This is a genomic window from Kosakonia sp. BYX6 (genome assembly GCF_038449125.1).
Classification (GTDB): Bacteria; Pseudomonadota; Gammaproteobacteria; order Enterobacterales; family Enterobacteriaceae; genus Kosakonia; species Kosakonia calanthes.
This window is the reverse complement of the sequence record NZ_CP151800.1, coordinates 98,633-114,556: the sequence shown is the minus strand read 5'-3', so window position 1 is coordinate 114,556 and position 15,924 is coordinate 98,633. Positions and strand designations below refer to the sequence as shown.

General features: G+C 52.6%; 8 protein-coding genes. All 8 read right to left on the bottom strand.

Annotated elements, in window-relative coordinates; genetic code table 11:
- Positions 1-11: 11 nt before the first annotated feature.
- Positions 12-2,060, bottom strand: coding sequence for an ATP-binding protein (locus AAEY27_RS00490; RefSeq protein WP_342323021.1), 2,049 nt, complete (start codon positions 2,058-2,060; stop codon positions 12-14).
- On the bottom strand, positions 2,057-3,634 hold the full coding sequence (locus AAEY27_RS00485) for a contractile injection system tape measure protein (protein ID WP_342323020.1): 1,578 nt from the start codon (positions 3,632-3,634) through the stop codon (positions 2,057-2,059). Before AAEY27_RS00485 ends, AAEY27_RS00490 begins: the two co-directional genes overlap by 4 nt.
- 34 nt (positions 3,635-3,668) lie before the next feature.
- Positions 3,669-4,811, bottom strand: a complete 1,143-nt coding sequence (locus tag AAEY27_RS00480; RefSeq protein ID WP_342323019.1) for a hypothetical protein — start codon at positions 4,809-4,811, stop codon at positions 3,669-3,671.
- Between the two features lie 19 nt (positions 4,812-4,830).
- Positions 4,831-7,737, bottom strand: a complete 2,907-nt coding sequence (locus AAEY27_RS00475; protein ID WP_342323018.1) for a hypothetical protein — start codon at positions 7,735-7,737, stop codon at positions 4,831-4,833.
- 274 nt (positions 7,738-8,011) lie between these two features.
- Positions 8,012-9,127 carry a hypothetical protein gene (locus AAEY27_RS00470; RefSeq protein WP_342323017.1) on the bottom strand — a complete coding sequence of 372 codons (1,116 nt, stop codon included), beginning with the start codon at positions 9,125-9,127 and terminating at the stop codon, positions 8,012-8,014.
- A 45-nt stretch (positions 9,128-9,172) separates the two neighbouring features.
- Entirely contained in the window at positions 9,173-10,312 is a 1,140-nt protein-coding gene (locus AAEY27_RS00465; RefSeq protein WP_342323016.1) for a hypothetical protein, read from the bottom strand.
- Between the two features lie 23 nt (positions 10,313-10,335).
- Positions 10,336-13,236, bottom strand: a complete 2,901-nt coding sequence (locus AAEY27_RS00460) for a hypothetical protein (RefSeq protein WP_342323015.1) — start codon at positions 13,234-13,236, stop codon at positions 10,336-10,338.
- Positions 13,237-13,255: 19 nt separating this feature from the next.
- Positions 13,256-15,883, bottom strand: coding sequence for a hypothetical protein (locus AAEY27_RS00455; RefSeq protein ID WP_342323014.1), 2,628 nt, complete (start codon positions 15,881-15,883; stop codon positions 13,256-13,258).
- Between the last annotated feature and the right edge of the window lie 41 nt (positions 15,884-15,924).

Below are 15,924 nucleotides of genomic sequence, written 5' to 3'. Positions count from 1 at the left end.
GGTTCTCCCGATCAAAAGCGTAATACGCGGCCGATCTTCGCTAATTCGCGTTTTATGGCGCGCTCGATGTGATGAAGCTGAATGTGGGAATCGCCCTCTTCCGCCGCCAGCCAACTGGCGAGCAGGGCGGCGTTACGAATGCTGGCCCCGGTCATTTCGGCGCGCAGCGCCAACTGATGAAAATCGATATTCTCCGCAAGGGAAATCGCGCCTGGCCAAATAGCCCGCCACATCCGCTCCCGCAGGATCACATCCGGGAAGGGGAAGCGAATCATAAAGGTCAGACGGCGGCTAAACGCCGAATCAAGGTGATTTCGGTGGTTGGTGGCGAGGATCACAAGGCCTGGGTAGTTTTCCAGCCGTTGCAGCAAATAGGCGACTTCAATATTGGCATTGCGATCCTTGGCGTCTTTCACTTCGCTGCGTTTACCGAATAACGCGTCGGCTTCATCAAAAAACAGCACGCCCGCGTCCTGCCCGGCGATATCAAAAATACGCGCGAGGTTCTTTTCCGTTTCGCCGATGTACTTATTCACCACGGCGGACAAATCGATTTTTATCAGGTCAACGCCCAGTTCTCCGGCCAGCGCTTCCGCTACCATGGTTTTCCCGGTACCGGAATCCCCATAAAACAGCGCGCTGATGCCGGTGCCATAGGCAAGTTTGCGGGCAAACCCCTGTTCTAACACCGTTTCTCTTTGGCGAACCGCCGCCAGCATCTCGTCAATATGTTGCCGGGCCTCGTCATCAATCACGACATCGTCAAAGCTCCGTAACGGCGTGTAGCGCTGCGCCAGCTTGCCGTAGGATTGCTGTGTATGGAGCTGAAAAGCGTGGCGTAAATCGTCACTATCAAGCGGCGCGTGGGCGTACCCTTCGTCCCGTAGCCGCTGGTAAAGCTGGGCTTCGCTAATCAGCCGCGGGATGGAGGGTCGGTCGGGGTTAAAACGCAACAACAACGGGGCGATATCCAGTTCCGGCGCGGTGGTGATGTCGCTTAGCTGGCGCTGCCACAGCCTGAGCGTTGCATCGCTTGCGACCAACGGCATTGTCACCTCAATCTGGCTGACGCCCTCTAAACGGGGTAACGTGCCGGTGGAAGGCATAAGCAGCATCACCGGCACGTTCAGTTCGCTCAGCATCTGCGCCAGCCAGTCCCACAACAGCGGATACGTCGCCACCAGCCTTTCAGCAGAACTGATCGCCAGACAACCGTCATTCAGCCGCACTTCGCGAATCGCCAGACGCAAAACTTTTTGTACCGTTTCGACTCGCAGCCCCTCGGCAAGATGGGTGAGATCAAGGCTTAGCACCTGCTTGCTGCGCATGCCCATCGCGCGGGCAATCGAGGTTAACTGCTCTTGCGTATTAGGCCCTCGTAACACCGTCACCACCGGCGCCTCCTCACTTTCGAGGCAGCATTGCAGCAATTTGTCCGTTAAACCTGAGGTTAAATCGGGCAAGCGCGGGACCTTGAACCAGCGGGCGAACAGCGCCAACTCCGGTGTCAGCGCATCATGGCCCAACAGCCATAAATAGAGGGCGTTGTCCGCCAGCACTACCGCTTCAGATAAGGTCGCATGCTCTTTTTGCTGCAGCATCAGTAAACCTGAGCGCATCAGGCGGGAGTCCGCCAGCAGGCAGGCGTGAAACTGGGCGCGCGAGGACCAGTCCGGGCAGAGGATCGCCATCAACGTCGCCACACACGGGCGAATACCGGGGCTGACCATCTGCGTCCTGGAATATAACTCACCGTAAACAATGTCGTATTCCGGCAACAAGCTGAGCAGTAGCACGTCCCGCTCCAGCCCGGAGAGTTGAAAGCGGGCGAGCAATTTTCCTAAACGGCAGTCGGACGTAATTCTTGCGGGATCTTCATACTCTTCGTTATCGATCGCGCGCTCTTCTGGGGTGATTTCGTCACTATCAACATAGATGGGACTGGCCATCCGCTGGCTCCAGGCCGCTACCACTTTTGCCAGCCGATCAAACTGCGCGCGCAGGATGTTGTTGTCCTCTGTCCAGGCAGGCGGGTTCTCAAACAGCGGGGATAAAGTCACAGGCGTACTCCTGCTGGCTCGCTGCCAGGCCATTCAATGATTAACGGGACGTCAAACCAGGGCAAATACGCGAGGTTCAACGGCCACGGCCATTTCGTCAGTAACACATCGAACGGCTCCGGCTGGACGTTCAGCACCGCCGGAATCTGGTCGGTAAAAAGCTCACCGGGACGCTGCAAAAAGAGCTGGCGAATATCGGTGAGGCTCATTTTTTCGAATGCGGAGAGCTGTTGGCTAACCGCCGCGGCCCACGCCAGCGTGCGCTGCTGTAAATCCTCCGGCAGCGCAGCCAGCGACGAAGGCGGCTCACTGAGAGGCAACCCGCAGAGAAACTGATTCACCACCAGCCGCGGCGCGTCCGGTGTCTCCTGTTGCCAGACCAGCCAGTCGATCGCCACCACCGCCTGCCAGCGCGTCTCATCGCTCAGGAAATGTTTTTCTTCCATTAACCCCAACGCCGTAAACCACTGGGTGAACAACGGCCAGAACAGAATCACGCCGGCGTTCGCAACTGGCAGGCCTGGGGTCGATAAGGAATCAGCGGATGGGCGAATCTGCCTGCCTGCAACATCCGGCCCTCGCTGGGAGGCAGCGTTATCGATGGCTTGTTGATCCGAACGAGTAGCCAATATGTTTTCTGCTGTTTCACTCATCAGCACAGGCATCGCTATTCGGCCTGGCAGTAACGACGCCAGATACCGCTCGTTCTGCCGCATCACCGTTTTTCCGGCCTGCTGCAGTACCGCCTGAGGCATGCCCGGGTAGCGCCATAACGGAATAATCCAGCGCCCGGCAATCAAACGCGCTTGCGCCACCGGCAACGGTTCAAGGTAGGCGATGCACTGCAACAGTTGCTCAACCGGGATGTCCCGCCGCACGATGGCCGAGGCCAGCGCATCGCGCTGTTCATGCGTCAAGCTGTGCTGGCTCAGCCAGCGCTGGCCCTCTCCTTCCAGCAGCAAAAAACGCAGCGCCAGCATGGCAAGGTGCTGTGGTGTCAGGCGCGTTGGTATCGCGCCCGATCGATTTTCCTCCTGCTGTGTTGAGCGCAAAGCAGTGATCGAATGATCCAGAACACCGGTTAAGGATGTCGCGAGCGCGGGAGTAGCAGCGCTGCGCGCGTTTAACGCCCGCAAAAGTGATTGATAGCGCACGGCCAGCGTTAACGCGAGCAGACCTGCCGGGGCTAACGCCGTGGGTTGCAGGCAAGCGATCGCGTGTGAGACAAGCGCGACATCCGCATCCTCTTTCGCGTGTTGCATAACCTCGCCCGCCGACAGCGGTGCATTACGCGCGACGGCCTGTAACTGTATAAACAATTTCACCAGCGCCGAATGCAGCCGCTGATGAAAATAAATAGAAAAGTGCTGATGCGGAATTAAACCCAAATCCAACACCACGCGGTGAATAATAAAATCGTCCGTAATCGAATATGCGTTTTTACTATTTTGCAGCAAAGAAGCGAGTGTATTTTTATTCAGTATCTGTCTTTCTCTGACTAATTTTTGTGTTGATAGCGAGTCAACGGTAAATGCCATGCGAATAACCTTCACGCAGATATCAGGCTTCGTCATATTTCCGCCTTATTACCGGTGATAAAGAAAACGCTTATAACTTCATAATATAGGCGATGGCGTAATATTGCGGTTCGTTATTTTGAGTCCAGGCTTTTCCGCTAAATGAAGCGGTATGGTTATGGCCCCAGTTGGCGCCGGTATTTTCCAGCCAGTCGGACCAAAATGCACCTATATAAGCTAAATCTTCAACCGGTCCTTGCTCCGCATAAGGAGTAAAATACCCATTACCATAATTCCCAACAGTTTTTTTAATAAGTCGATGACTATGAGCTGGCATTTCATTGACGGTCAACACATGATAGTCAACCGTTACTGTCCCGCCTGGCGTATAGGTATTGGTGCCTGTCCCCCCCGTATAGGTGTTAAAACCTTCTGAACCTTTAATAAACCGATGGCGCAAATCCGGCGTACCGTTATTACCATCGCAGAATGCCCATCCCGCAGGCGCGGAACTGCCATAAAATGCAACGATAATTCCGCGCGGCACAACATAACCCATATCCACACTAACGCCACTGGCATCGAGCTTAATTCCCGTGGATGGATGGATGCCCAACCCCCCCGAATACTGTTGCATACCATAGTAAAGATCGATCACTGGCATATTTGTCGCGGTGTTTACCGAGACAGGCATGTACCCACCAGTAGTACCATAATTAAAGGTACCCACATTTAGCTCAAGCTTCCCATTGCTACCGTACTTCATCCCTAATCCGGCCTTACCATCCTGACCGTGAAACTGGCCCACGCCCCTCGCGGCCGCTTCTATATATGCGAGGTTATCTGAGCTAATGCTGACGCCATCCTTATTGACAGTGATCCCCGTTGCGGCTTTCACACTGACTTCGACTACGCTGGATGCCCTGGTCAAGCCAAGGCCCAGATCCAAAACCAGTTGGTTCGTCCCTTTATCAACAGCAATAAATACAGACCCATCAGTCTCTGTTGTATAGTCAAAACCACTTTGATCAACATTAAGTTCCAGTTTGCCGTTAGCGTTAAGTCGCATCCCCAAGCCCGGTTTACCGTCCTGATCAGAGGCAACACCTGTTGTACTCGCCCCCGCCGCCGCCATATCAATCAAATTGGCAAAATCACTTTGTAGCGGAATGCTGCCAGCCTTAAACCGCTCTTTTAATGCATCAGTGGAGGGCAATTTTTTTGTATCGGCCATAATCTTCTCCCGAACTCAGTTAGTTAGCAGTTGTCGTTTCTTGCGGAACGTAATAAAGCTGTTCATGCACGATCACATCAGTGCTCCACTGGCTACCGTCAGTGCCGATAACCTCTGTTTGCTGCTCATCGGTGGCGATGCGCATTAAACCAACCCCCAGAGTGGTTACCGGCAGATGACCGAGGGTTAACATCTCAAGAATGTTCCACGCGTCATCCCCCAGTGGGTTACCGTTGTTTTGCCAGCGGGCGTAGGTTGAAGCGAAGTTTTGAAAGGCCGAGTCACTCAGCCAGTGATTGATAAGTGAAACGTGCGCCGGGAACTGCTCCATCACCACCTGCAACATCCAGGTGATCAGCTTGTCGGGCACAATATTCTGGCTGGCAATCAGGGTGCGGTTTAGCACCAGGCTAATCACAAACGAGAAACGGTCGGTAGTGGCGTAGGCCGACTCATCGAAATTCCATATATAGCGCCAGGCGTCCGCGTCCGCCGGAAAGGCATTGGTGCTGTCGGCGCTTTTTTCGATCAGCAGGGTTCCCATCAGCGGGTTCACCTCCAGAATAGTGGCGTTGATTTGCCAATCTTGCGCTGCGGCGGGTTCGAGGGTAGCGCTCAGGGTGCTGCCCACCATCGATGAGGCCAGCGACGCAGCGCGGATCACTATGGTGTCCCCGACATTCACCATTGCCGGGAAGGGGCTTTGATCGCTGCTGCTCAGCCGCTTCTGTGACGTGTCCGCGGGCTGCTGGTCAGCCGGGGCATAACTTAAGGTGAAGTCCATATCCTGCAGCCACATATTGCTGCTCTGCCAGCGCAGATTGCCGCCTGACCAGGCGGTTTGTAAGCGCTGAAGATCGTTGACCAGTTGTTGGCTGTTATCGGTACTCACCGTAAAGGTGTCACCGCTAACGCTGGCGACCATCTGTTGGCCGACAATCAAACGGCTCTCACCTTCGATGGCGATAATGTCAATCAACTGACCTACCACGATTTTTCCCGCACTACCTGACGCAGTAATGGTGACTGTCTTGCCATCCACCACAAAATTTTGCGGCGTCTGGTCGCTGTCGTAGCCCGTCGTAGGCACAAGGGGCAGCAATTGCCTGTGCTCAATCAAATAGAAGGGCAAGTTACTGAGATCGGGGTTTTCGGCAAAGCATTCGCTGTTCAGCCCGATAATGGCGGTAATGCGTTTTTGCAGGGCGGAAACTTTATTGATCTGAATGTTAATGCGGTCGTAGCCCAGCTCCGGCTGCTGGGCGAGATACGCCCGTTGGGTGAGCAGGAAATCGACCATATCCAGGGTTAGCGGACGTGCGGCCCGCGACGCGCCAAAATAACCCAGCAGATATTGTAAAAATGCCAGCTCGCGGGAGAAATTGAGCGTATGCGGGGTGCTCTTATCAAGTTGAAAAATGGAGGCATCCGACAGGTAAAACTTTTGCAGCGCGGCGGCATACTCGCTATGCACGCTGTCATTCACGCTGCCGCTGCTGTAGGGCCACTGCGTGCCGCGAACCACCTCAGCGCGATCGTCAAACGACAAAAGCTGCGGTATCAGTGCGATTTCGGCACACATATCCGCCAGCAGTTGATCCACCGGTAGCAGGAACTGGTGCAGTTCCTGGACGTTTTGTTCCACCTGATTCAGTGGCAGTTGCAACTGGTAACAGGCGGGCAACCGGTCGCCCACGGGGACGTAGTGGCTGAAATCTCGCAGGGTGGCCAAAGGCAGCGACTCCGGTGAGACGACAATCAGTTTCTGTATGCTGAGGTTCTGGCTGATGGTCGCGGCGTCCGGCTTTTGGTAAATCCCCCCTTTGATCACCAACGTCAGCGGGCTGGTGTCGCCCGCCAGCAAGGCAAGCGGATCGGCCCCCCACAGCCGGGGGTAGTAACCGGCGTCAAATCGCCATGCCCATTTATCGGTACTGACTGCCCATACATGCACCGGCAGTGACGGCAGCGAAACGGCATTCACACTTTCCACACCGGCAATGTTTAGCAGCCGGTTAGTGAGCGAGCTTAAACTCACCGTCATGCCCTCGGCTGAGATACGCGTCGGTTCATCAACCTGCCAGCCATGCTGCAGGAACGGCCCCTCAAAAATCTCCTCATCAAGGTAGCCTTTTTCACGCATCTGCGCGGTGGTGTAGCGTTCAGCAGGCGTAATAAGCTGCATGCTGGTCGCTTCATAGATTTGCGCGACAACCGCTGCGACGTTCGCCACATCGCTGCTCAGGCCAATCTCCAGTTGCAGATTAAAATCAACGGGCTGCATCCAGATAACCCGGGCGAAAAACTCGCCAAGATTACGGTGGCTGGCGAGGAAATCCGCCAGCCAGGCATCCACAGTTGCCCGGTCAGCCGTTGAAAGCGCCAGCGTGTAGCGGGACGGCACCAGATAGAGCCAGTTATTGCCGCGCAGCGTTAATTCCTGCCATTCGGTGTCGTCCGCGTCATCCGGCCTGGTAAAGGTGTAGTCCCGGTTGACTTTGTCATACCACCAGCGATACGTGTTGCTGCTGTCCTCCGGCTCTCTGATGAGGGCGCAATCGTCGAAGATGAATCCCTGGCTGCCGAGGCCGATATCACTGCTGTGAATATCACGTATCGCGCGGCGGTAATCCTCGGCGGTTATGGTATTGCAGCACAGCGTTTCCTGCGGCCCGAAGTCGGGCGGAAACAGGGTACTTTTTCCCGCCTCGGTTAATAAATCGTTGAGCGACAGGGATAAGCGATACCCGACATCGGAAACATTCCACGCAGCCGCCTGCAGCAGCGTGACACCGGGATCGTGATCCGTGGTATCGGTCCAGATATCGCCGTAGTGAGCATCCAGGCTTTCCGTGACCTGCTGCCACAGCGTATCGAAATCGATATCTTCTTTAACCAGCGTGAATAAGGCATTTTCTTTAGACATATGCGGCTCCATTCAGGCGCCAGGCTTTCACCTGCGGGATAAGAATTACCACCTCGTTTTCTTTTGCCACGATTGTTTCCTCATGCGTTTCGCCGTTATTAGTCAGCAATACAGCTCAGTCAGAGAAATAAGTTGAATCTGAAAAATTATTGATACTGAGTTATCGACTTATTTCGAAAAAAATATTTCTTGTTTTAGCCGCAAAAAAATAAATACCGCAAAAGAGGCACACAAATGAACTATTTCGGTCCGAGTTTTATTACAACGGCACTGTTTATAATTTCATAATTAGTAGCAGAGCATAATAAGGCGGACTAACGTCAAATGTATGCGTATGTGAAGAGGTAGAAAAGGTTGCACTGTGAGTATGGCTCTGGCCTCCCCCTACCGACGTGGTCCGATCATCTTGCGAATGCAAGAGATAATCACGACTAACCGAAGCTGGCATAGCTTGTACGGGTGTGTGGAGGGAGTGGGCATGCTCCGGCAACTGTTTCTCCGTCAAGGTGGTTGAACCTACGGCAACTTTTCCTGTGACAGTCGTCCCTCCTGTGGAGGTGTTTCCATTCCCGCTACCGGTAAATTTGCTGCCTTGCATAACAATAAATTTGTCGCGTAAATCAGGTGTACCGTTATTTCCATCACATATTACCCACCCCTTTGGCGCAACAGAACCTGAATACATTTGAATTAAACCCGGAGGGATAATCTGCACCACACTGTTATAAGTAAAATAGACTGTAATAATAGACTGGAACGAACCTTGAGGTGGCGTTGAGGTAAAGTCAGTTATTTTGTAAACCGCCAGGCGCAATGGTTCGACCATCAGAATGCAATTATTAAAATCCTCCGTAGTGGTATCGAGTTTAAAAATCAAACACAGGGACCAGCTATCTGTCGCATTTTTCACGTACTCAAGAGGAGTATAATCCTTTGATCCCACACCAATATTTTTAGTCGCTATAATATTTACCGTTGTATTGGTTATTACTTTATTCGAACTAATTTTAGTTGCTGGCAAAGAAAATACTGTCGATATGCCTTCAAGTGTGGTGGTTGCTGCAGTTGGCCCACCATGTTCAGGCGAGAGAAGAGCAATTTTGGGGAACTGCGATTTATCCGTACCCACTTTTTCATTTATCGTTATTTCAACATCATTTGACGAGAGAGATAAATCCCATGCAGCACTATAAAAATTATTGATATTAAGATGTAACCTGCCTGTTGTGTCATAAACCAGCCCATTACCGGGAATATCATCTCCGCCTAATGTGTGGCCGATATTGGCTAATGTAATCAAATCTGCATAATCAGCATTTAGAGGAACCCGACCAGTCTGAAAGCGCAATTTCAAATCCTGGACTGACGGTAAGTTCGTTATATCTGTCATACCATTACCCTCGGGTCTAAAGTGAAAGGTGAGGTTAAATTAAATTTATAATTTCATGATAAATGCCAATGCATAATATGGCGGCGTTACATCAATAGTATGGGTATGAGCATTTGAGGAAAACGTTGCACTATGAGTATGCCCCTCACCACCGCCAGTTGATCCTGAATTCGCATCTGCTGTTTTTAGCGCAACATTAACAACCCCACCGGCTATCGTGGCAAGCAAGGTCGTCGCTGAAACAGTTTTCGCTGTGTGGGAATGAGACGGTATTTGCGCGACAGTTAACTTGGTTGAACCGATCGTCACCTTACCTGTTATTGTTGTTGAATCTGTTGTCGTCGCCCCGCCACCCTTTCCTTTATATTTGCTGCCCGCCATAACGATAAATCTGTCTCGTAAGTCCGGCGTACCGTTAGATCCGTTACATAACGCCCAACCGTCAGGAATAACATCACCGGAAAACATACTAATTAATCCTTGCGGGATAATGAGCATATCGCTGTTATAAACAAAATTAACGGTAGTGATTGATTGCAGCTCACCTTGTGGCGGTGTTGATGAAAAATCAGTAATAAGATAAGTCGCAATGGTTAAAGGCTCAATAACCAACGTGTAGCTTTTTGAATTATCGGATGAACCATCATCCGTTACACTACCTAATGTAAAGCGCCACCATATAGACCACTTATCCGTTGAAGGTTGAACATATTCTAAAGGCAAGGGGTCATCACCTTTACCAATTGTTTTATCGGCAATAATTTGCACAGTTGTTGATATTCTCTTTTTATCGGAAGTGATTTTTGTCGCAGGGAGATAAAAAACGGTGGAGGTTCCTGACAGCGTGGTTGTCGCTTCAGTAGGACCTTGTCCATTTAACGCAAAATATGCAATTTTCGGATGCTGGCTTTTATCAACAATGGAATAGCTATCCGCATTAAGCTGTGTGCTGCCAGACGATTCTGATAAATCCCAGGTCGCGGTAAATGTTTTGCTCATATCTATCGCGAGTTTGCCTTCATCATCTAATGCCAACCCCCAACCCGGGCTTCCGTTGCCATAAATAACACGGCCAATGTTTGCCAGATCGATTAAATCCGCGAAATCACTCTGCAAAGGAATATTCCCTTCGCCAAAGCGTTCTTTTAAGTCATCTACCGAAGGCAATGCTTTCGTGTCTGCCATAATTTTTCTCCTGCTATAAGTGGCTAAGCGGCTTCAGCTATCAGAGGGATATAGAACAGCTGTTCCTGGGTAATGACAGCCGTATTCCATTGGCTCCCGTCAGTTCCGACGACCTGGCTCGCTTGTTCAGCGCTGGCAATACGCATTGAACCGATCCCCAACACGGTTACAGGCAAATGACCCAGCGTTAGCATTTGCAAAATGGACCACGCATCGTCACCCAATGGATTACCGCCGTTCTGCCAGCGAGCATAAGTTTGTGCAAAGTTTTTAAATGCAGAATCGCTCATCCAGTGATTGATTAACGATACATGCGCAGGGAATTGCTCCATGACGACCTGTAGCATCCAGGTAATTAATTTATCGGGCACGATATTTTGATTGAGCAATAAACTGCGGTTAAGTACCAGGCTAATAACAAAAGAGAAACGATCGGTGGTTGCATAGGCTGAATCTGTAAAATACCACTGGTAACGCCAACTGCCCTGGGCATCCGGAAAATCGTATTGGCTGCCTGCCACTTTCTCAATCAGCAATGTGCCCTGAAGCGGATCTGTCGCGATGACCGTTGCATTCAAAAACCAGTCTTCATCAGCGGCGGGGACAATAGTGGCACTCGCCGCCTCCATTGGCGTTGTAGCCAAATTCGCCAGTTCAATGGTGATTTCATCCCCTACCGTAACCATGGAAGGAAAAGGACTTTGATCATTACTGAGCAATAGCCGCTGCGAAGTGTCGGCGGGCTGCTGTGCGGCCGGCGCATAGTTTAGTGGGAAACTCATATCCTGCAGCCAGGTCGTACTGTTTTGCCAGGTCAAAAGGTGGCTGCTCCATGCCGTCTGGAAGACAGCAAGATTACTTTCCAACTGATAACTGGTATCCACATTGAGCGTAAATGTGTCGCCATTCACGCTAGTGACCATTTGTTGTTTTGCCGACTCTTTTCTGTCCCCCACAAGTGCGATGAGATCGATTAACTGGCCGACCACAATTTTCCCTGCACTCCCTGGCTGGGTAATGCTGACAACAGCACCATTGATCTGAAAATTCGACGGTGTTTGCTCTTCGGCATACTCGTCAGATGACACAAGAGGGATTAATTGTCTGTGCTCGAGCAAATAAAAAGGAAGGTTACTTAAGTCTGGGTTTTCTTTAAAACATTCGCCATTCAGGCCAATGATGGCGGTAATGCGCTTTTGCAGGGCGGAAACTTTATTGATCTGAATGTTAATGCGGTCATAGCCCAGTTCGGGTTGCTGGGCGAGATAAGCACGTTGCGTCAGCAGGAAATCGAACAAATCCAGGGTTAACGGACGCGACGCGCGCGAGGTACCAAAATAACCCAGCAGATACTGTAAGAACGCCAGCTCGCGAGAGAAATTGGCGCTTAATGGCGTTTTGCCATCGGCACCAAAGATGGCGACATCGCTTTCCAGGTATGTTTTTAGACTCGGCTCATAAGCGACATGCACGTTCCCATTCACGCTGCCGCTGCTGTAGGGCCACTGCGTGCCGCGAATCACCCCTTTGCGATCGTCAAACGACAAAAGCTGCGGTATCAGTGCGATTTCGGCACACATATCCGCCAGCAGTTGATCCACCGGTAGCAGAAACTGATGAAGTTCCGGAACCGTTTTCTCTGCCTGGAGCAGTGGCTGTTGCAACTGGTAACAGGCAGGCAACCGGTCGCCCACGGGGACATAACGGCTGAAATCACGCCGGGTTCCCGCAGGCAGCTCTTCCGGGGTCGTCACAATCAATTGCTGTATGCTGAGGTTCTGGCTGATGGTCGCGGCATCCGGCTTTTGGTAAATCCCCCCTTTGATCACCAACGTCAGCGGGCTGGTGTCGCCCGCCAGCAAGGCAAGCGGATCGGCCCCCCACAGCCGGGGGTAGTAACCGGCGTCAAATCGCCAGGCCCATTTATCGGTACTGACTGCCCATACATGCACCGGCAGTGACGGCAGCGAAACGGCATTCACACTTTCCACTCCGTCAATTTTTAACAGACGGTTAGCCAGTGAGCTTAAACTCACCGTCATGCCCTCGTCTGAGATACGCGTCGGTTCATCAACCTGCCAGCCATGCTGCAGGAACGGCCCCTCAAAAATCTCCTCATCAAGGTAGCCTTTTTCGCGCATCTGCGCGGTGGTGTAGCGTTCAGCAGGCGTAATAAGCTGCATGCTGGTCGCTTCATAGATTTGCGCGACAACCGCCGCGACGTTCGCCACATCGCTGCTCAGGCCAATCTCCAGTTGCAGATTAAAATCAACGGGCTGCATCCAGATAACCCGGGCGAAAAACTCGCCGAGATTACGGTGGCTGGCGAGGAAATCCGCCAGCCAGGCATCCACAGTTGCCCGGTCTGCCGTTGAAAGCGCCAGCGTGTAGCGGGACGGCACCAGATAGAGCCAGTTATTGCCGCGCAGCGTTAATTCCTGCCATTCGGTGTCGTCCGCGTCATCCGGCCTGGTAAAGGTATAGTCCCGGTTGACTTTGTCATACCACCAGCGATACGTGTTGCTGCTGTCCTCCGGCTCTCTGATGAGGGCGCAATCGTCGAAGATGAATCCCTGGCTGCCGAGTCCGATATCACTGCTGTGAATATCACGTATCGCGCGGCGGTAATCCTCGGCGGTGACCGTGTTGCAACATAGCGTTCCCTGCGGCCCGAAGTCGGGCGGAAACAGGGTGCTTTTCCCCGCCTCGGTTAATAAATCGTTGAGCGACAGGGATAAGCGATAGCCAATATCGGAATCGTTCCAGGTCGTCGCCTGCAGCAGCGTGACGCCGGGATCGTGATCCGTGGTGTCGGTCCAGAGATCGCCACACAGGGCATCCAGGCTTTCCGTGACCTGCTGCCACAGCGTGTCGAAATCGATATCTTCTTTAACCAGCGTGAATAAGGCATTTTCTTTAGACATATGCGGCTCCATTCAGGCGCTAAGCTTTTACCTGTGGGGTAAGAATTAACACCTCGTTTTCTTTTGCCACGATCGTTTCCTGATGCGTGGCGCCGCTCTCATCGACCAGTTCAAGCGCCACCACATTTTTTACCAGTGGGTGTTGTTGAATGGTGGCAAGAAGCTGGTAGTAATCAATCTGGTTGCCCGGTGCCACCACCTGCTTCACATCTGAGCCCCAGGGCATATAGCGTTGTTGCAACCACTCCGACAACTGCTGATAACCGTAATTGGGGTTCACATCATCAAGAAAAGTCACCTGATAACGCGCGATAACATTGACGTAAATCGGGTTGATGAGTTCCGGGTTCGCCCACGGACTGGTGAACTGTTTAAGCCACTCACCCATTTTCTGCAGTCGCCCTGCGCTCAAGGCCGGGCGCAAGGTGTCGTCATTATCACTGGCGTTACTGCCGGGAATCACCACCAGTACCTGCTCGGTCAGGGCGGGAATCGTGAGCAATTTGCTCACATCAAGAAAATGGATGTCATAAAGCTCAGGGTACTGATCCAGCAGCATATGGCGCATATCCTGCCAGGTGATGGCGCGATGGCGGGTGGCAATGCGCCCGGCGGCGCGCTCAAACAGTTCGGCGGTGGTTTCCCGAGCCTGGCCTCCAACAGACGGTCGCGTTTGGCTGATACTACTGATCTGAACAAGCGGTGAGACTAACTGGCTGATGCTGCCCGCCGGTAGCGGCTGATCAAAGTGGCTGCTGTCGACATCGCCGCTCAGGTTGAGCGTGGCGGTCGCCGCATTGGTAAACAAATCGCGGACTTTCGGCACGTCATCCGTGTTGATGCTGGTTGTCGGCACGCCTTTTAGCCAGAAATAGTCCTCCGACAAACCATCGCCGCCGGTCCCGGCGTCACCCGGCAGAATTGCCTGCCATAACCCACTGATGAATAACCCTTGCGTGCCATCGTTGAGGGTAGCATCCAGCGCCTGCCACACCCCTTCGCCGGTGGTGTAATACCAGGTCAGCGGCAGGGCGACCAGCGATTGCAAGTCCCAGTAAATGGAGATGGAATCGCCATCCGCAACGTTACTCAGGCCGACATAGATGACCTGCTGCATCACGTCGCCATCGCGCAGCAAAACCGAGCGGTCGAGGATTTGCGCAAGGGTGAAGGTTTGTGAGAACTGCGTGTCAATGCGGCTGACTTGCGGTGTCCAGGGGGCATTTTTCCCCGCGGGATCATTGGCCCACTCCTGATGATGGAAATCCGAGCCGCTGAGTTCCACCCGGATGCTGTAATCCCCTGAATCGGCATCCAAATCGTCAGGAAGCGTGACAGTGAGCGGCTGCATCTGCGGCGCGGCGCTGCCGGAAAAGAGCGACTGTTCCCCAAGCAAAGTCATTTCACCGGACGGCTGTACCAAATAGAGGTTGGCCATAAAGACGGTGTTATCCGCCGGAGGATTGCTGTAACGGGCGTACCACAGCGCGAAGTTTTCCGTTGGCAGACTGGCCCATTGGGGTGAAATGGTCAGCGTACCGCCGGTTTCGATAAACGCAGTGGGCAACGTGAGTTCAAAACTGCTGCCGAGAACAGGCTGGCTGCCAAACGGATAACTGAAGCTATCGATATAGCCCTGGCCTTCCTGAGGAATATAACCAATTTCCTGCGACTGGCTAATGGTGACGGAATAAGACGTGGGTAGCGCAGCGGCTTTCCCGGCCGGGAATTTTAGTTGCAGGGAAGCATTCGTCCGGGCGATGGCATCCTGGTGCCAGTCTTTTTGTAGCAGGGTTGAAGGCAGACGGTAGAGTAGTTCACCGCCGCTGGCGCGCGTGGCACGAAAAACCAGCGGCGTCTGTTGCTGGCCTTGCAGGGAAAGGATCGGCGTGATTTCGCTGGCGCTGCGGGTCACATCGCCGGAGAAGACCGTGACGCTGATATCGCCGCTGAGGCGGATTAAAGCGGCATCAATCACCACATTGCGTTGCAGCGTTTCCATGCTATCGGCCTCGCCGAAGAGGCGGATGCCGCCATCCGGCAAGGCAATATTGTTATCGACATCCAGTGCCGTCATCAATTGCCAATTGCCGCTCGCATCCTGCGTTGTCCAGCACAGGCTGTTAAGCAGTTGGTGGTTTATCAGTACATCGGCGTCGGTCTGGTAAGTAATATTGTTGCCCGCCGCATCCTGCCCGGCGTCCAGCAGCGTACCCGCGGGTAACAAGAACGCTTTGCTGTTGCTTTTGAGGTTAAAACTGACCGCCACCGTATCCGGTTTTATCGCTCCCGTTTTAAAGCCCAATAGCTGCTGGTAATAGAGGGTGCGATGCCTGTCGGGAACCGTGTTCAGTAATAATTTCGGCGTTTCCAGCAAGCCTAATAACAGCAATAGAAAAGTCTGTTGCACTGGCAAAATTTTATTGTCCAGCGCCACATTGAGATAAATATCACTCAATTGCTGCGCGGTGATATTGGTAAACCAGAAATCACTCCACAAGCTATTATCGTCGCTGGCGAAACGGACGAGGTTGGTATATTGATCCACAAATTCAAGTAATTGTGCTGGCGTTCTCTCTTCGAGCTGGAAAGAGTCATCGACAATAACATCCGCCAGTTTCGCTTTTAGTTCGTCTAAATCAGGCATGGCATTATCCGCCCTCAGTTAAGTAAAAACGGGATGGTCGT

Coding starts and splice junctions, on each gene's coding strand:
- AAEY27_RS00455 (WP_342323014.1), bottom strand. CDS start 15,883: ATGCCTGATTTAGACGAACTAAAAGCGAAACTGGCGGATGTTATTGTC.
- AAEY27_RS00465 (WP_342323016.1), bottom strand. CDS start 10,312: ATGGCAGACACGAAAGCATTGCCTTCGGTAGATGACTTAAAAGAACGC.
- AAEY27_RS00470 (WP_342323017.1), bottom strand. CDS start 9,127: ATGACAGATATAACGAACTTACCGTCAGTCCAGGATTTGAAATTGCGC.
- AAEY27_RS00485 (WP_342323020.1), bottom strand. CDS start 3,634: ATGACGAAGCCTGATATCTGCGTGAAGGTTATTCGCATGGCATTTACC.
- AAEY27_RS00475 (WP_342323018.1), bottom strand. CDS start 7,737: ATGTCTAAAGAAAATGCCTTATTCACGCTGGTTAAAGAAGATATCGAT.
- AAEY27_RS00460 (WP_342323015.1), bottom strand. CDS start 13,236: ATGTCTAAAGAAAATGCCTTATTCACGCTGGTTAAAGAAGATATCGAT.
- AAEY27_RS00480 (WP_342323019.1), bottom strand. CDS start 4,811: ATGGCCGATACAAAAAAATTGCCCTCCACTGATGCATTAAAAGAGCGG.